We start from the raw sequence: 16,305 nt of genomic DNA, 5'->3' as shown, positions 1-16,305 counted from the left end.
GCCAATGCTATGACGTCAACCAGGCCCGGAGGATGCACGCGATCCGCTGAGAGGCTTTACCATCCCAGTGCTCCGGGCGCATTGGTTCTCCCCTGCGGTGATTGATTGCCTCCCCCAGAGCCGCGATGATCCGCTGCGGGTCATGCCCCACGAGCACATTGCCCCCTTCCGTCACGGTAATCGGCCGTTCCGTGTTCTCGCGCAGGGTGATGCAGGGGATGCCTAGCGCAGTGGTTTCCTCCTGAATGCCCCCGGAATCCGTGAGAACGACGCGAGATTCCTTCATGATCCCCAGCAACTGCAGATACCCCATCGGTGGAGTGCATGTAATCCGGTTCGAGGCCAGCTTTTCCATCAGACCGAAGCTCTCCAACCTCCCCCGGGTACGGGGGTGAATAGGGAAGATCAAGGGGAGATCACGAGAAATCTGGCTCAGGCAATCCACGATACCGCCGAGAATCTTGGGGTCATCCACGTTGGATGGCCGATGAAGCGTTACCAAGGCGAATCCTGCAGGATCATGAGCGATCCTGGGATCGAGACCATATTCCGCCAGGGTCTCGGCAACCGGCTTGGCGCTCTGGAGATTGTAATAAAGCGTGTCAATCATCACGTTACCGACGAAGTGAACCCGCTCGATGTCGATGCCCTCACGAACCAGGTTATCCGCCGCTGAGCGCTCGGTTGTAAAGAGCAGATCGGATATCTGATCCGTGAGCACCCGATTGATTTCCTCAGGCATGCTCCGATCTCCGCTCCGTAGCCCCGCTTCCACGTGGATCACCGGGATGCCCTTCTTTGAAGCGACGAGCGCACAGGCAATGGTGGAATTGACATCACCCACGACCAGCACGGCGGCAGGATTTTGCTCGTCCATCACCGGTTCGACCTTACGCATGATGTCCGCTGTTTGCTGTGCGTGGGTTCCCGAACCGATACCAAGATTGACATCGGGTTCGGGTATGCCCAAGTCCCTGAAAAAAGAGGCGTTCATCTCCTCATCGTAATGCTGTCCGGTATGCAGGAGCCAGGCGGGTATGCCTTCTTCACGGAATGCCCGCATGATGGGGGCGATTTTCATGAAGTTGGGACGAGCGCCAACGACACACAGAATCGGGCGCAGCTGCGAACTGGGCATAGGGAACTCTCCTTGGAACGAACTCCATGGTAGTCGGTGAACCTGCAGAATTGAAGCTCTGCCCTACTTCCCGCCCATTGGAGTTAAAATGTGACCAAGAATTTGGCAAGCCGGCCCAAGAACCGGCACACTTCCCGGCGGAGCCACTCAAGCACCCGCCGTCTTAGGCGCCCAGGGCTTCATGTCCTGCACGCACGCCCCAACAGCCATTCCCCAAGCCCATGAAAATCCTACACATCCTTGACCATTCCATCCCCCACCACAGCGGCTATACATTTCGTACCGTCGCCATCCTGAAGGAGCAGCGCCGGCTTGGCTGGGAAACCTTCCACCTCACCAGCCCGAAACATACGGGGAACGGGGTGCTTGAGGAGGATGTGGAAGGGCTGCACTTCCATCGCACTCCAGCCGATCTACCCAAACTGCCGGTACTTCGGGAATTGCGTCTGATGCAACAGTTAAGTCGGCGCTTGAGGCGGCTTGCCGAAACCCTCCGCCCCGATATCCTGCATGCTCACTCACCGGTTTTGAACGCCTTACCAGCGTTATGGGTGGGGAAACGGCTCGGCATACCCGTGGTGTACGAGGTGCGCGCCTTCTGGGAGGACGCCGCCGTGGATCACGGAACGAGTCGTGAGGGAGGCCTCCGCTACCGTCTAAGTCGTGCCTTGGAAACATTTGCGCTCAAGCGAGCAGACCACGTCACGACGATTTGCGAGGGGCTACGCAAGGACATCATTGACCGGGGTGTCCCGCCGGAAAAGGTCACCGTCATCCCAAACGCAGTCGACCCGGACCGTTTCACATTGGGCGGCCAGGCCGATCCGACACTGCAAGAGTCGTTGGGCCTGAAAGGTTGCCTCGTGCTGGGTTTTATCGGATCTTTTTATGCTTATGAAGGTTTAAGGCTGCTGCTCGACGCTTATCCGCTGATCAAACAGCAGGCACCGGATATACGGATATTATTGGTCGGCGGAGGACCACAGGAAGATAACCTCAAGCAGCAGGCCGCGCGCATGGGCGTCGAGAAAGATGTGATCTTCACCGGCCGCATCCCCAACGAGCAAATACAGACCTATTACGATCTTGTTCACCTCCTTGTTTATCCTCGCTTATCGATGCGCCTAACGGAACTGGTAACCCCGCTCAAGCCACTAGAAGCCATGGCGCAGGGTCGATTACTGGTTGCATCCGACGTGGGCGGACACCGGGAGTTGATCCGCCACGGCGAAACAGGTTGGCTGTTCCAAGCGGGAGACTCCAAGGCCCTCGCTGAAACCATTATCGGAACCCTCACACGAGAGTCGGACTGGGATGGCGTCAGGGCCTCCGGACGGCGCTTTGTTGAGCAGGAACGGAATTGGAGCACCAGTGTTGCACGCTATCAGGGCGTTTACCGTGCCTCTCTGGGCCCCCTGGAGAAGAGCCATGTCACCTGAACGACGCCCTCGGCTCGTGGTTTACACCCATGTATACCCGAACTCAAGCCAGCCCAACTTCGGATTGTTTGTTCGGGAACGCATGCGCCGTGTCGCTCAGGAACTGGAACTGGTGGTCGTGGCCCCAGCACCTTGGTTTCCCTTTCAAGGTTTACTGAGACGATTCAAACCAGAATACCGTCCTCGCTTGCCTCTGCACGAGACCCAGGATGGTATTGATGTCTATCATCCACGCTACTTTTCGTTTCCAGGCTTTCTCAAATGGACAGACGGCTGGTTTCAGGCCCTTGGATCCTGGAGGCTCATGCGTCGACTGAAGCGGGAACATCGCTTCGACATCATTGATGCCCATTTTATCTATCCAGATGGCGTGGCCGCCAAACTGCTTAGCCGATGGCTTGGCTGCCCTTACACGGTGACGCTTCGAGGTAGCCTGAGGCGGTTCGAGCGCAGCCCAATGGAAAAAAAACAAATCCAACAGGCGCTCAAGGGGGCGTCTTTAGTGCTGTCCGTTGCCGACTCGTTACGTCAGGATGCCATTGCCTGGGGACATCCGCCTGATCATGTGCGAGTTGTGGGCAATGGGGTGGATCTTGATCGCTTCGGACCAGAGGACCGGGTGTCAGGTCGCGAGCGGTATGGATTGCCTGCCAATGCACGCCTGTTGGTGTCGGTGGGTGGATTAACGGAACGAAAAGGCTTTCATCGCGTGATCGAGGTGATGCCGTCGTTGCTTGAACGGATCCCGGACCTGCATTTTGCAATCGCCGGTGGAGCCACGCCCGAGGGCAACAACGAACCGCAACTCAGACAACAAATCCAGGACCTTCAGCTGGAGGACCGTGTCCATCTTCTCGGGCCGGTATCCCCCGATGAACTGAGATACCTCTATTCCGCCGGTGATGTCTTTGTATTGGCCACACGCTTCGAAGGCTGGGCCAATGTATTCCTTGAAGCTTCCGCTTGCGGTCTTCCCATCGTTACCACCCGCGTGGGTGGTAACGCGGAAGTGGTCAACTCACCGGATGTGGGTTTGCTGGTGCCCTTCGGAGACGCCAAGGCCCTTGAGGACGCCCTGCATCAAGCGTTAACAGCCACATGGGACACAGAGGCGATACTGCGTCATGCCCGTGATAACGCATGGCAGCATCGCATCCCGGAACTCGTCGAGATCTTCCGCGCCATCCATGCCCGGAGCGAGTCTTCCGTCCCGTGCTCCGACCTTGAGGGCCGGTGATCCTGCCTTTGAAAGAGATCCGACTGACACACCTCACAGGGATTGGAGAGGCGCAGACGGCAGGCGGGAATCAATCAGGGCGATGGCAGTTGAGAAGGTTTCTGGCCAGCCTGAGGCCAAAGCGGCCTGGCGTGGCATCCCAGGGTGTGAATCGGGCCAGTTGGTAACGATCGGTTTGCGCTGTGGAAACGCCCCAGGCGGTGGACACAGCGGCGTCGAAACCGCAGGCGCGCACCATCTCCGCATGTGTTGCCAAATAGTCTGAACCCGGCTTGCCATTGGGATAGGCGAACAGACGCACATCATGACTTAGCAGCGATTCCAGTATCTCCTTGCCCTTGAGGATGTCAGCCCGAGCCTGATCATCCTCGAGGCGCGCCAGGATCGGATGGCTGTGGGTGTGGCCTCCGATCTCCATACCGGCGGCATCCAGGCCCTTCAGTTGTGCCGAGGTCATCATCAGATCTGTGGGCAAGGCCTGCGGACATTCGGCCGCCAGTTGTGCGACCTTCTCCTCGCGCTCGCCGCTCTCCAGGTACTTCACCGATTGAATCACTTCCTTGATCAGGGCCTTGCGTTCGCCCAGGCCGTCGATACGGCGCTTGCCAAGACCGATATCCACCAGATCAAGGTCCCCCGACGGCATACGGCGAATGGTCTCCAGCACGCGGTCGTTGAACATCATGCCGCCATCGAGGAAGCCGGTGGCTACAAAAAACGTGGCCGGCAGGCCCTGCTCTCTGAGGATGGGGAGCGCCACGTCGTGGTTGTCCGCGTAGCCGTCATCGAACGTGATGCAGGCGGCACGGGGCGGCAGAGTGCCGTTTTGCAGGCGTTTTACCGCCTCCGACAAGGGCACGACATTGAATAATTTCGAGACCACCTGCATCTGCCATCGAAAGGTGGCGGCATCCGGGTCGCTGGGCAACAAAGGGTCGGGCTCGGGGAGTACACGGTGGTAAATCAGGATGGACAAACGCGCCTGAGATTCTCCGGGGGCCAACCAGCGAATGACGGGGCGCATCGCCCCGATCAGGTTTGGGGTCATCATGGGCACTTCTCCGCTAGCGTTCCCGTTGTCATGAGCATCTCGTCGATGGGCCCTGAGCAAACTCATCACTTGAGGCATGGCAGCGGGCTCAGGTGTTTGGGGGTCACACTCATGCCGCTGCCTCACTGATCACCCAGCGATACTTGCCAGACTTCTCGGGAGGGATACTCTCGGTCGGCTGGAAACGCACCGCCACGGATTCATCCAGGATGCGGCACAGGCCAGCGCGGATATGGTCCTGCTCCCCTTCCGTCAGGGGGCGGGACGGAACCATGGTCAGGTCGAAGCTGTGATCGGGCCGCTGGCGCAATTGATACTGCCGGAGAATGGGGATCTCGCGGAGAATGTAGTTGGCGGTGGAACTGTGGATCAGGCGGCCATCGCGCCCCACCAGAAAATCGTTCGCCCGGCCCTGAATTTCGCGAAGGCGCGGCAGGGGTATCCCACAGGGACAAGGTTCGTCGGTCAGGGCGCCGCGATCCCCGATGCGATAGCGGATGAAGGGCATGCCGTAGCCATCCAGGTTGGTCACCAGCAGATCACCCACGCCGTTGTCGTCCGGCTGATCCACTTCCACGATGACCTGCTCCGCGATGATATGGAGATGCCCCTCGGGGCATTCGTGAGCGATCAGGCCGCCGTCTCTGGATCCATATTCATTGGCCACGGGGCAATCGAAGGCCTGGGTGATGGTCTCGCGCAGGTGGGGCAGGAGCATCTCGGAGGTGCAGGCGATCAGGCGCGGGCGGTAATCGCCCAACAGGCCCGGGTGTTCCAGCAGATGCTGGGCTACGCGATAGATCACCGTGGGGTAGCCGTAGATCAGGCGGGGCCGGAAATGGCCGAGGAAGTCCAGGTAGTCGGCGATGCGCTGCGGGGTGAGGTTGGATGCGGAGAGCACCACCTGGTTGAGCAGCCAGCGATCCTTGAGGACGCGAACGCGGCTCTGCCGGGACATCTCGATGGGCGAGCCCCAGAAGTCCACCTGCCGATCCCCCGGATGCACACCGAACCAGGACCGGGCCCGCAGTTTCTGGGCGTTGAGGCAGGATTCGCGATGCTTGTCCGTATAAAACACCAAAGGCTCGCCGGTGGAGCCGCCGGTGCTGTAGCGGATGAGCCGGGGTTCCCAGCCTTCGGTAATAAGGCGATTGCCCTCGTTTCGGAGGATGGAACGCTCCAGGATGGGCAGGCGCTGTAGATCCTGCAGGCCGCAGTGCCCCGGGTCGGTGATGCCGGCCTGCTCGAACACCTCGCGGTAGTAGGGAACATGATGGGCGCAGTGCTGCAGCAGTTGCCGCAGCTTGGTGAGGCGTAGCTCCCGGAATGCCTCGGGCGAGAGTCGATCGTTGGCGCGAAACCGTTTCCATTCCCGAATGGTGTTCCGCCCCCGCAGCCATTCATGCAGCGGCAGCAGGGCATGCCGGGTGAGTTGCTCTTTGAGGGTCATGGGCCGAAATCATCCAGGATTTGACGACTCAGTCTATTGGGCTATCCCCCACCCCGCAACGCACAGCCCCAGCTTTTCGCGTTAAACTGACCAGATTGCCATTCACATGACCCGGACACGCCGTATGAGCAGCGCACAGACCGACAACCTCAACATCGCCTCCGTGGATTACATGCCCTCGCCTCGGGAGATCAAGTCCCAGTTGCCCATGTCCGAGGCGGCGGAGCACACGGTGCTGCAGGGGCGTCAGGCCCTGTGCGACATCCTGGATCGCAAGGATCCGCGGCTGTTCGTGGTGCTGGGGCCCTGCTCCATCCACGACCCGGAGGCGGGGCTGGATTATGCGCGGCGGCTGAAAGTGCTGGCCGACGAGGTGTCCGACACCATGCTGCTGGTGATGCGGGTGTATTTCGAGAAGCCCCGTACTGCGGTGGGCTGGAAGGGTTTCATCAACGACCCCTATCTGGATGACAGCTTCCGGATCGACGAGGGGATGGCCAAGGCGCGGCGTTTCCTCATGGACATCAACGAGCTGGGCCTGCCTGCGGCCACCGAGGCCCTGGACCCCATCGCGCCCCAGTATTACGGGGACCTGATCGCCTGGACGGCCATCGGCGCCCGCACGGCAGAGTCGCAGACCCACCGGGAGATGTCCTCGGGGTTGTCCACGCCGGTGGGCTTCAAGAATGGCACGGATGGGGATCTGGGCGTGGCGGTGAACGCCATCTTGTCGGCTTCCAGTCCCCATAGTTTTCTGGGGATCGGCAGTGATGGCCAGTCGGTGATCCTGCGCACCCGGGGTAACCGTTATGGGCATCTGGTACTGCGCGGCGGCAATGGTCAGCCCAACTACGACACGGTCTCGGTGGCCCTGGCCGAGCAGGCCCTGGAGAAGGCGGGCATCCCGAAGAACATCGTGGTGGACTGCTCCCATGCCAATTCTTCCAAGAAGCCGGAACTGCAGCCACTGGTGATGAAGGATGTGATGCACCAGATCCGCGAGGGCAATCAGTCCATCGTTGGTCTGATGGTGGAGAGCTTCCTGGAGGCAGGCAATCAGCCCATGCCGGAGGATCGGTCGCAGCTGCGCTACGGCTGCTCCATCACCGATGCCTGCGTGAACTGGGCCACCACGGAGGAGATGATCCGGGAAGGGGCCGAGGTGCTGCGGAAGGTCCGTGAACAGGCCTGAGAGCCTGTTTTGAGTCTTCGAGTGAGCCAATGCGACTGTCAACCGATCAGACTAGGGTCATCAAGCAAACGGCGCGGGATGTGTTTGGCCCCGAGGCACAGGTGTGGCTGTTTGGCTCAAGGGTAGACGACTCCCTGCGCGGTGGGGATATTGACCTGCTGATCCAGTGCCGTCATCCCCAGGAGGAGCGAAAGCGCCAATCCCTGCGGATGGTGGCGCGGCTTCAGATGGCACTGGGCGACCAACCCATCGATGTGCTGGTGCTGGACCCGAACACTCCCCGCCAGCCGATCCATGATCGGGCGCTGAAAACAGGTATACGTTTATGAGTCGGGAGGAATTCTTACCGGTTGATCGTTTTCTTCACACCCTGGAGATTGTATCTCGAGAGGGACATCACCTGGCCTACAGTTGGCGACGCCTTTACACCGAAAACATCTCCGAGGAATGGGTTCGCCAACTGGAAGATCGACCGGACATGGCTGAGAGGCTCGAGGCCTTTGTATCGAGATTCTCCAGAATGCAGGACACCATCGCCGACAAGCTGCTGCCTCGTTGGCTGAGGGCACTGGCGGAAACCCCAGGCAGCCAGATTGAGGTGCTGAATCGAGCTGAGCGACTTGGGGTGCTGAGCAGCACGTCGGAGTGGTTGGAAGCACGGAAGCTTCGCAACGAAATGGTCCATGAATACATGACCTGCCCCGCGGAGTTTGCCGCGAGCCTGCTGCTGGCCAGGGATCATGCCCTGATGCTGATGGACACCTATGAGAGCCTGCGCCAGGATGCCCGCACGCGCCTGAATCTGCCAGAGGAGCGACTTCCTGGGGCTATTGAGCGCCCGGATTCCCTCCCCCCTCATTGCGCCGCAAGAACGCCTCGAACATGAACAGACTCCACAGCGGGGCGCTGTAGTCCCGCTGGCCGCTGACGTGGGCGTCTACCAAGTGCTGGAGGGTGTTCATGTCGAAGATGCCGGAGTCCCTGAGCCGGTCGCCCAGGATGGTTTCCTGTAAGCGTTGTTTTAGAGGCCCGCGGAACCACTGGGCCAGGGGGACGGCGAAGCCCTGTTTGCGGCGGTAGAGGATATCGTGGGGCAGGTGGGGCTCCATGGCCTTCTTGAAGATGTACTTGCCCTCCCCGCCCTTGAGCTTCATGTCCGGTGACAAACCCGAGATCCACTCCACCAGGGGGTGGTCCAGGATCGGTACGCGCACTTCCAGGGCGTGGGCCATGCTGGCGCGGTCCACCTTGGTGAGGATGTCGCCGGGGAGGTAGGTCTTCATGTCCAGGTACTGCACCAGCGACAGGGGGTGGTCCGTGGGGGAGCGCTGGGCGTGGTAGCGCAGGACCTCCACTGGGTGATAACCCTGCAGGCTGCGCCGGAAGGACTCGCTGTAGAGGCGGTTGCGCTGCTCGTCGCGGATAATGGCGTTGTTGTTGAAATACCCCTCCACGGCATCCCGGGCCAGAGCCTGGAAGGTGGCCTTGGCACGGAACATCCGGGGCGCCCAGTCGGCCTTGGGGTAGAGGTGTGCCAGGGCGCCAAACAGCGGACGGCGCAGGCCCAGGGGCATCATGGACCGCAGGCGCTCTTCCTGCACATGGAAACGGTAGCGCCGATAGCCGGCCAGATTCTCATCCCCGCCATCGCCGGACAGCGCTACGGTCACCTGCTCCCGCGCCAGCTCGCACACCCGGTAGGTGGGCAGGGCCGAGCTGTCGGCATAGGGCTCATCGTAGAGCTCCGCCAGGCGGTCCAGCAGCCCGAAATCATCCGGATCCACCTGCCGCACCTGATGACTGGTGCCAAAGCGCTCCGCCACCTGGGCGGCGTGGGCGGATTCGTCATAGGCTGGGTCGCTGAAGGCGATGGAGCAGGTCTTCACCGGGTCGGATGACAGGCCGGCCATCATGGCCACCACGGCACTGGAGTCCACGCCGCCGGAGAGGAAGGCCCCCAGCGGCACCTCGGCCACCAGGCGCACGCGCACGGCCTCACGCAGGCGTTCCTCCAGCCCTTCCATGGCGTCGGCCTCGCTCATGGGGCCGGTGTCGCGGAACGGCACGTCCCAGTAAATGCGGGGTTCCGGCACCCGCAGGCCGCGATGGATGGACAGGGTGTGCCCTGGCGGGAGTTTGTGAACGGCATCGTAGATGGTGCGCGGTTCGGGAACGTAGCCGTAGGCGAAGTAGTCGTCCACGGCCTGCGGGTCCAGGGCCCGGGGCAGGTTCGGGTCGGCCATGAGGGCCTTGAGCTCGGAGGCGAAGGTGAGCATGCCGTCGGGCCTGATGGCGTAGTAGACCGGCTTGATGCCCAGGCGATCCCGGGCGATGAACAGGGTATCCACGTTCCGGTCCCACACGGCAAAGGCAAACATGCCCCGGAAGCGTTTCACGCAGGCCTCGCCCCATTCTTCCCACGCGTGCACGATGACCTCGGTGTCGCAATGGGTGCGAAAATCGTGGCCGGCGGCCTTGAGCTCTTCGGTCAGCTCCGGGAAGTTGTAGATCTCGCCGTTGTAGGTGACCACCACGGAGCCGTTCTCGTTGAACAGGGGCTGTTGGCCGCTGGAAAGGTCGATGATGGACAGGCGTCGATGGGCCAGGCCCAGCCCGGGTTCCACGTGGATGCCGCCCTCGTCCGGGCCCCGGTGGAACTGGGTCTGGTTCATGCGTTCCAGCAATGCCCGATCGATGGGGCGCTGTTCGCGGGTGTCGAATATCCCTGTGATGCCGCACATAAACTTGTTCTCTTTGATTGAGGTGAGGACCGCTCACATCAGCCCATCATAAACATCCAGATACCCCCGAACCATGGCATCCATGCTGAAGGATGCCTCGGCGCGGGCGCGTGCATTCGCCCCATGGGCTACCGCAGTCTCCGGCGAGGCCAGATACTCGGCCAGGGCATCTGCCAGAGCCCCAACATTCCCGGCGGGGATCAGGCGGCCGGTGTGCCCCTCCTCCACCAGGTCCGGGTTGCCACCCACGTGGGTGGCGGTCACGGGCAGGCCGGTGGCCATGGCTTCCAGGATGGTGTTGCAGATGCCCTCAGCCAGCGAGGGCACGACGAACAGGTCCATGGCCCGCATCAGGTCCGGCACATCATCCCGGGCACCGGGAAGCCAGGTGCGATCCAGCACGCCCGCCTCACCCAGGCGCTCACGCAATGCCTCCAGTTTCGGGCCATCGCCGATCATCACCAATCGCGCTCCCTCATGCTCAGGGCGCTGGCATAACGCAATGAAGGCCTCCGCCAGAACCTCGGGCGCCTTCACCGCCTGCATCCGCATCACGGCCCCGATCACGGTGGCCCCCTCCGGCGCGAACCCCTCCGGTAATGCCTCCCTGGGCACCCGTGGGAGCGGCCCCTGGCCGCGAAGACCAACGCCCCGACCCTCGATCGCACCTCCTGCCCCGGAAGATACTGAGGATTCACCCATCCCCGCCGGCCGAAATCGCCCCGTATCCACCCCGTTGCACACATGATTCAACCGTGAGGCCGGCACCCCGATCTGGTCCGCCAGATACCCCAGCTGATGCCGGGACAGGGCGATGTACTGCCCCACCAGCGGCCGCACGAGCCGACGCAGCCGCTGGGTCTTGAGGCGTGAGCCATCCAGATCCCCCATATCCCAGCCGTGCTCACCATGCACCCGGCGGCGAATGCCTGCCAGAGCGGCGGGCACCTGAGCCTCCAGGGTCGCCATGTTGCGGGTGTGAACGATCTCGGGCCTGAGTTCACGCAGCAGGCGCCAGAGTCGGCCATGCACGGCCAGATCCTTGCCCTCGCGCTTGTTCAGGGCATGGAGGCTGACGTCGTCCCGTTGGATGCGCTGGGCAAAATCCGTGTAACCGGTCATGCAGATGATGGCATGTCGATAGCGGTCGGCCGGCATGTGGTTGATCAGGTTCACCAGGCCGTTTTCCATGCCGCCCACATCCAGACGGTGGATGATATGGGCCACCAGGGGTGGCCTGGACACATTGGAGGGCTGATCAGTCATGGACAGCTTGGGCCTTGCGTTCGCCCACATCGACACGGCGCGGTGCCTGCTCCAGGAAGGCGGCCAGCACCTCACGCGCCTCATCGGGTGAGACCTGGAACTCGGCACTCACCGCCACGAGCATCGAGCCGTCACGATGGCCGGAGAGGCGAGCCCAGGCTTCCAGAAGTTTCACCTCGATGGGGCGCACCGTGGTGTGACCTGCCACCTGATACCAGTGCCAAACCACACGGTCCTGCCCTCCCCGGCCACGCAGGAGGGTCTCGCGCACCGGGCGCTGCCCCCCATCGGGCAAGGTGACGGTTGCGCTGCCTTGAGCGATCCTTCGCCATTGATCGCCATCGAAGATGCGGTTGTCGTAGCGGATCAGGTCGGTGCCCGGTTGATTGTGGTGGTAGTGGAAAAGGTGCAGTTCCACTTCGTTGGTTGAGCCCGTGTACACCACCTGGGACAACGCATCGGGCTCGGCCCAGCGGGGGCTCCAGGCGGGGTCCTCCAGGCGCTCGGGGCCCTGCCATTGAGTCACCGCAGGCGCCAGGGGCTTCAGGTCTCCGGCCAGCCTGGCCATGCGCTGATCCAGCCCGAGTTCGCTGGCAGGCGCCAGGGCGAGGGCCACCATCACGGCCACGATGGGGGTGGCATGAGAGGCCAGGCGGCGGGTGCCGGACACCGCCGTGCCGGCGGCCGACGCGGCCTTCTCGCCAGCCACTTTGGTGCTCAGGGGTTCATGGTCGTCCCGGAAGAAGGTACCTATCCAGAACAGCAGGAACATCACCACGCCAAAGAAGAGCCAGCCGTAGATCAGGTGATCCACGCCCACGGCGTGTTCCATGTCGGTCCAGTGGGCGATCATGATGATGCCGTAGGCGCGCAGGCCATTGGCGACGATGGGTACGATGATGGACAGGGCCACGAAGGCCAGACGTCGCCAGATGCTGCGGTAGACCAGATAGGCATACACCAATCCCAGGGCCACGGAGGCGATGAGGTAGCGGATGCCGCTGCATACCTCGGCCACCACGAAATCTCCGGCGGGGATGCTGATGTAATAGCCTTCGGCGAAGGTGGGGATGCCACTGAAACGCAGCATCCACACGGTGAACCAGGCGGTGTAGTCCTGCAGGATGGGCACCAGGAAGCTGCCCACGGGCCAGGCGAAGAACAGATAGGCCAGGGGGAAGATGAGCACCCGGGAGACCTGCCAGCCCATGATGGCCAGCACCAGGCCGGGCACCATGGCCACCACCACGAAGGTCTGCACGACGGTGACATCCGCGGCGCGCGCCAGGAACCAGCCCATGCCCAGGGCGAGGATGACCAGGGCGCCGAAGAGGCTGGGCGTGGGGGTCACCTGTGCCAGGCGATGGCGCTGGGTCCAGGCCAGGAAGAGGCTCAGGGGGAGAATGACCATGCCGTGGGCATAGGTGTCGGAACTGGCCCAGATGTTCACCAGGCGCTCCACGCTGGGCCAGTAGAGGGCCAGCATGGCGAGGAAGGTGAAGGCGAGCAGGCCCAGGGCCAGGGGCCAGGGGAGGCCACTCTTGCTGGCCTTGCTGGGGGCCTGGGCGGCGTGTTGGGCTTCTGTTGGTGATGGAGTGGTGTTCATGGTGTTCCTGGTGTTTTAGGCATGGTGCCCGCCGTTCCCCTCATCCCCGGGCCTTTCACTCTCCAGCAAATCCACAAATCGCCCCATGTGCTCCGCCCAACTGTAATGCCTGCACACACACGCCCGATTCCGCGCTCCGGTATCATCCGGGATCTCCCCCGTCAGGGCCGCCACTGCCAGCGCCTGCAGGGCCTCGGGGGTTTCGCCCACCAGGGGGTCCACATCCTCACAGACCCGCAGGCCATCCATGGCCTGGGGGGTGGCAATCACCGGGCGTGCCATGGCCATGGCTTCCAGTACCTTGTTCTGCACCCCGCGGGCTATCCGCAGGGGCGCCACGGCGGCCGCTGCGTAGGCCAGGTAAGGACGCACGTCCTTCACCGCCCCGGTCACATGCACGCCCTCGATCTCTCCCAATCGTGTCACCTCCGGACTGGGGCGGGCGCCCACGATGGTGAAACGGGCCTTGGGGCACTGCTCGTAAATGCCTGGGAAGATCGTCTCCGCAAACCAGCGCACGGCGTCCACATTGGCCCAGTAATCCATGGCGCCGGTGAACACCAGGTGCCGGTCCCCGGCAATATAGGGAGAGGGATAGCCTTGCTCCGGTGAGAAGTAATCCACGTCCACGCCATTGTCGATGGCATGGGTGGTGCGCGCGGTCTCGGGGGACAGCTGGCGAAACAGTTCCGCCTCTTCGTGGCTGACGAAGACCCCGGCGGTGGCCCGAGCAGAAATCTGGCGTTCGAAGGCCAGCAGTTTGCGTGATTCGCGCAGGTAGAGCGGCCTCATGGGGAACCGATGCGTGGGGGCGTACTGACGCCATTTATCGGAGTCCACATCCACGAAGTCCACCACCACATGGCGCCTTGCGTAGTCCTCGGGCCGCAGGTACTGGGCCATGGCCGAGGAGAAGACCAGCACGCGATCCATGTCGCCCCTGTCCAGGGTGCGGTGTACCCACTCGGCCATGCGGGCATCGGCGTAATAGGGTTCCGTGAGGGCCTGGCCGGTGAGCAGTCCGCGCAGGCTCTTCAACTTGGCCAGGCGGGGGTTCAGGGCATGGAGAAAGGCATCCTCGCAGTAGGCGGTGATGTCGTCCTGGTAGTGCCAGTCCGCCGGGTCGTCCACGAAGCATCCCAGATGGATCCGGTAGTGCCCGGCCAGGTGCTTGAGCAGGTTGAAGGAGCGGATCTTGTCCCCTTTGTTGGGGGGATAGGGAATCCGGTGGGCCAGGAAGAGCAAGTGGGGCTTATCCATCATCCCAGCCCCCTTGAGATCACCGGCCCCAATAAATTAGCCACCGGCAACGGCAGCCGCTTCCAGCCAGCGATGAACAGCCGGTACTTGGGGTTCAAGGGATTGATGTCCGGAACATCCTTCGCCCGCACCAGGTGGTATTCGTAGTACAACGGTTCAGGTTCGAAGCCCCAGTTCTTCTTGAAGCTGAACGAACCCGTGCTCCGCTTGCTGCGGCCATAGTCGAACAGGCGATAGCCCTCTTGGCCAGACCGGCGCATCACCTCCCAGTAAAGAAAATCGAACGCCGCCAGGTCCCGTGCTTCCGGGGTGCCGCCGCCATAGTACGGCAGCACCTCGTCCCGGAAATAAAAGCTCAGCACGCTGCTGACCGGCTGTCCGTCGTGGCTGACCGTGGTCACCTGTGCGGCCTCGCCAAACTCATCCATCAGGGCCTGAAAGAACCGGCGGGCGAACACCGGCGTGCCGTGGCGCCGCACGCTGTCGGCATAGATGGGGAAGAAGCGGTCGATGCCCGTATCCAGCTCCGAGGCCAGTTCCCGCTTGATGCCCTTGCGCACCATGGCCCGCTGCTTGCGGGGGATGGCCTTCATGTTCACATCCGGGTCCGGGTCGATGGGCTTGCGGAAGGTCACGTACAGGTCATCCTTGCAGGGCCAGTCGGGCAGGCGCCGCTCCCGGTGGCGCAGTTCCAGATAGTCCACCTGAAGTGCCTCGGCCAGTTCCCGGGCGGCCTGGATCAGGGCCTGCTCGGCCTCGGCATCCTCGGCGGCCACGCCACCGTACACACAGAAGGGCACGGAGATCAGGGCGTTGCCGAACAGCAGGGTCTTCACATGCCCCAGGGGCAACACACCCCGGATGCGGCCCCCGGACTCGGCATAAAGGTAATAGCCCTTATGCCCCAGGGCCTGCTCCAGCACCCGTTTCCAGCCGGCCCGGTGGAAGAAGGTGGCATGGGGGCAGGCATCCACGAAGGCCTCCCAGGTGGATTCCATGTCCGGCTCCAGGCGCCGGATGGTCAGGTTCGTGGGCGGGCTTGAGGTCTTTGGCTGTGCGGTCATGGGCTGGGGGCAGGCTCCAGGAACACGCGGTCCATGCGGTCCCAGTGAAAGTCCTTGAGCAGTAGCTTGAGGCGCGATTCCGTGCGCTTCAGGTTGAGGTAATGGCGGACCCGGGTCTTGAGACCGATGTTCTCCTGGCGGGGCTGGTCCGGGTCGATCTCCCAGGGGTGGAAGTAGAACACCGCCGACTGACCCTCGGCCTGATTGATGCGCTGGATGGCCCAGCGGGACAGGTGATAGGGGAAGAGCCGAAAATAGCCGCCACCGCCGCAGGGGAATTTCTGGCCAGCCAGTTCCAGGGTGGTCACCGGCACCTCCAGCAGGTCGCCATCCACGGGGTAAAAGGCGAACCGGGGGGCCTCGGGCATGCCGTAGAGGTCATGGCGGATGGGGTAGATGCTGGAACTGTAACGGTGCCCCGTGTCCTGGAGGACATCCAGGGCCCAGAGGTTATCCCGACCAATGGAGTAACTGGCGGCCCGATAGCCCTGCACCGGGTCGCCGGTCACGTCCTCCAGCAGCGCCTTGGTGCGGGAGACATCCTGGCGGAAGGCCTCCTGGGTCTGTTCCGTGGCCCGAATATGGGACCAGCCGTGGCTGGCGATCTCGTGGCCCTCGTCCCGGGTGCGCCGCACCAGTTCCGGGTAGCGGCGAGCCACCCAACCCAGATAAAAGAAGGTGGCCTTCACGTCCTGGTCTGCGAAGAGCTGCAGGATGCGATCCACGTTCTGTTCCACCCTGCAGGGCAGATCGTCCCAACTCCCCCGGGAGATGTGTTCCTCAAAGGCGGAGACCTGGAAGTAGTCTTCCACATCCACGGTCATGGCATTGCGGATGCGCTGGGGGGCGTTGGGAGCCTGG

General features: G+C 62.5%; 14 protein-coding genes. 5 read left to right on the top strand and 9 right to left on the bottom strand.

All coding sequences use genetic code 11. From position 1 onward, the window contains the following. Positions 1-7: 7 nt before the first annotated feature. Positions 8-1,138 (bottom strand): non-hydrolyzing UDP-N-acetylglucosamine 2-epimerase, encoded by a 1,131-nt coding sequence (gene wecB / locus ECTOBSL9_RS07675; protein ID WP_063464568.1) that lies wholly within the window; start codon positions 1,136-1,138, stop codon positions 8-10. Positions 1,139-1,359: 221 nt separating this feature from the next. Between wecB and ECTOBSL9_RS07670 the strand changes: the two genes are divergently transcribed. Together ECTOBSL9_RS07670 and ECTOBSL9_RS07665 are read left to right on the top strand one after the other, a co-directional pair. Then, positions 1,360-2,577, top strand: coding sequence for a TIGR04063 family PEP-CTERM/XrtA system glycosyltransferase (locus ECTOBSL9_RS07670; protein WP_063464567.1), 1,218 nt, complete (start codon positions 1,360-1,362; stop codon positions 2,575-2,577). Continuing rightward, complete coding sequence (locus tag ECTOBSL9_RS07665; RefSeq protein ID WP_063464566.1) at positions 2,567-3,814, top strand: glycosyltransferase; 1,248 nt, start codon at positions 2,567-2,569, stop codon at positions 3,812-3,814. The genes ECTOBSL9_RS07670 and ECTOBSL9_RS07665 overlap by 11 nt, the downstream gene beginning before the upstream one ends. A 70-nt stretch (positions 3,815-3,884) precedes the next feature. On the opposite strand, the gene ECTOBSL9_RS07660 is transcribed toward ECTOBSL9_RS07665, so the two are convergent. Together ECTOBSL9_RS07660 and ECTOBSL9_RS07655 are read right to left on the bottom strand one after the other, a co-directional pair. Beyond that, positions 3,885-4,865 (bottom strand): polysaccharide deacetylase family protein, encoded by a 981-nt coding sequence (locus ECTOBSL9_RS07660; protein ID WP_240481086.1) that lies wholly within the window; start codon positions 4,863-4,865, stop codon positions 3,885-3,887. Between the two features lie 109 nt (positions 4,866-4,974). Then, on the bottom strand, positions 4,975-6,315 hold the full coding sequence (locus ECTOBSL9_RS07655; protein ID WP_063464565.1) for a phenylacetate--CoA ligase family protein: 1,341 nt from the start codon (positions 6,313-6,315) through the stop codon (positions 4,975-4,977). 124 nt (positions 6,316-6,439) lie between these two features. On the opposite strand from ECTOBSL9_RS07655, the gene ECTOBSL9_RS07650 reads away from it, so the two are divergent. The 3 genes from ECTOBSL9_RS07650 to ECTOBSL9_RS16525 are packed head-to-tail and all read left to right on the top strand — an operon-like array spanning position 6,440 to position 8,393. Further along, positions 6,440-7,507 (top strand): 3-deoxy-7-phosphoheptulonate synthase, encoded by a 1,068-nt coding sequence (locus ECTOBSL9_RS07650; protein ID WP_063464564.1) that lies wholly within the window; start codon positions 6,440-6,442, stop codon positions 7,505-7,507. 29 nt (positions 7,508-7,536) lie between these two features. After that, positions 7,537-7,836, top strand: coding sequence for a nucleotidyltransferase domain-containing protein (locus tag ECTOBSL9_RS07645; protein ID WP_063464563.1), 300 nt, complete (start codon positions 7,537-7,539; stop codon positions 7,834-7,836). After that, positions 7,833-8,393 (top strand): hypothetical protein, encoded by a 561-nt coding sequence (locus tag ECTOBSL9_RS16525; protein WP_082829813.1) that lies wholly within the window; start codon positions 7,833-7,835, stop codon positions 8,391-8,393. Before ECTOBSL9_RS07645 ends, ECTOBSL9_RS16525 begins: the two co-directional genes overlap by 4 nt. On the opposite strand, the gene ECTOBSL9_RS07635 is transcribed toward ECTOBSL9_RS16525, so the two are convergent. Genes ECTOBSL9_RS07635 through ECTOBSL9_RS07610 form a run of 6 tightly spaced genes read right to left on the bottom strand, consistent with a single transcriptional unit; the run spans position 8,335 to position 16,268 of the window. Then, entirely contained in the window at positions 8,335-10,248 is a 1,914-nt protein-coding gene (locus ECTOBSL9_RS07635; protein WP_063464561.1) for an XrtA/PEP-CTERM system amidotransferase, read from the bottom strand. The two genes, ECTOBSL9_RS16525 and ECTOBSL9_RS07635, sit on opposite strands and share 59 nt — an antisense overlap. Positions 10,249-10,281: 33 nt before the next feature. Further along, positions 10,282-11,514 (bottom strand): glycosyltransferase, encoded by a 1,233-nt coding sequence (locus tag ECTOBSL9_RS07630; RefSeq protein ID WP_063466079.1) that lies wholly within the window; start codon positions 11,512-11,514, stop codon positions 10,282-10,284. Continuing rightward, positions 11,507-13,120: an exosortase A gene (gene xrtA / locus ECTOBSL9_RS07625; protein WP_082829812.1), complete on the bottom strand. Its 1,614-nt coding sequence runs from the start codon at positions 13,118-13,120 to the stop codon at positions 11,507-11,509. The genes ECTOBSL9_RS07630 and xrtA overlap by 8 nt, the downstream gene beginning before the upstream one ends. Positions 13,121-13,135: 15 nt before the next feature. Beyond that, the gene (locus ECTOBSL9_RS07620; protein ID WP_082830053.1) at positions 13,136-14,380 is read right to left on the bottom strand and encodes a TIGR03087 family PEP-CTERM/XrtA system glycosyltransferase; all 1,245 of its coding nucleotides are present in this window, start codon (positions 14,378-14,380) and stop codon (positions 13,136-13,138) included. Further along, positions 14,380-15,444: a FemAB family XrtA/PEP-CTERM system-associated protein gene (locus tag ECTOBSL9_RS07615; protein ID WP_063464559.1), complete on the bottom strand. Its 1,065-nt coding sequence runs from the start codon at positions 15,442-15,444 to the stop codon at positions 14,380-14,382. Before ECTOBSL9_RS07615 ends, ECTOBSL9_RS07620 begins: the two co-directional genes overlap by 1 nt. Continuing rightward, positions 15,441-16,268, bottom strand: a complete 828-nt coding sequence (locus tag ECTOBSL9_RS07610; RefSeq protein ID WP_063466077.1) for an XrtA system polysaccharide deacetylase — start codon at positions 16,266-16,268, stop codon at positions 15,441-15,443. Before ECTOBSL9_RS07610 ends, ECTOBSL9_RS07615 begins: the two co-directional genes overlap by 4 nt. Between the last annotated feature and the right edge of the window lie 37 nt (positions 16,269-16,305).

It is taken from the genome of Ectothiorhodospira sp. BSL-9 (genome assembly GCF_001632845.1).
Lineage (GTDB): Bacteria > Pseudomonadota > Gammaproteobacteria > Ectothiorhodospirales > Ectothiorhodospiraceae > Ectothiorhodospira.
The sequence above is the reverse complement of the archived record's forward strand: the minus strand, read 5'-3'. Positions and strand labels throughout refer to the sequence as shown.

Bases quoted from the DNA above. Each gene is read 5' to 3' on its own strand.
- wecB (WP_063464568.1), bottom strand. From the start codon at position 1,138: ATGCCCAGTTCGCAGCTGCGCCCGATTCTGTGTGTCGTTGGCGCTCGT.
- ECTOBSL9_RS07670 (WP_063464567.1), top strand. From the start codon at position 1,360: ATGAAAATCCTACACATCCTTGACCATTCCATCCCCCACCACAGCGGC.
- ECTOBSL9_RS07665 (WP_063464566.1), top strand. From the start codon at position 2,567: ATGTCACCTGAACGACGCCCTCGGCTCGTGGTTTACACCCATGTATAC.
- ECTOBSL9_RS07660 (WP_240481086.1), bottom strand. From the start codon at position 4,865: ATGATGACCCCAAACCTGATCGGGGCGATGCGCCCCGTCATTCGCTGG.
- ECTOBSL9_RS07655 (WP_063464565.1), bottom strand. From the start codon at position 6,315: ATGACCCTCAAAGAGCAACTCACCCGGCATGCCCTGCTGCCGCTGCAT.
- ECTOBSL9_RS07650 (WP_063464564.1), top strand. From the start codon at position 6,440: ATGAGCAGCGCACAGACCGACAACCTCAACATCGCCTCCGTGGATTAC.
- ECTOBSL9_RS07645 (WP_063464563.1), top strand. From the start codon at position 7,537: ATGCGACTGTCAACCGATCAGACTAGGGTCATCAAGCAAACGGCGCGG.
- ECTOBSL9_RS16525 (WP_082829813.1), top strand. From the start codon at position 7,833: ATGAGTCGGGAGGAATTCTTACCGGTTGATCGTTTTCTTCACACCCTG.
- ECTOBSL9_RS07635 (WP_063464561.1), bottom strand. From the start codon at position 10,248: ATGTGCGGCATCACAGGGATATTCGACACCCGCGAACAGCGCCCCATC.
- ECTOBSL9_RS07630 (WP_063466079.1), bottom strand. From the start codon at position 11,514: ATGACTGATCAGCCCTCCAATGTGTCCAGGCCACCCCTGGTGGCCCAT.
- xrtA (WP_082829812.1), bottom strand. From the start codon at position 13,120: ATGAACACCACTCCATCACCAACAGAAGCCCAACACGCCGCCCAGGCC.
- ECTOBSL9_RS07620 (WP_082830053.1), bottom strand. From the start codon at position 14,380: ATGGATAAGCCCCACTTGCTCTTCCTGGCCCACCGGATTCCCTATCCC.
- ECTOBSL9_RS07615 (WP_063464559.1), bottom strand. From the start codon at position 15,444: ATGACCGCACAGCCAAAGACCTCAAGCCCGCCCACGAACCTGACCATC.
- ECTOBSL9_RS07610 (WP_063466077.1), bottom strand. From the start codon at position 16,268: ATGACCGTGGATGTGGAAGACTACTTCCAGGTCTCCGCCTTTGAGGAA.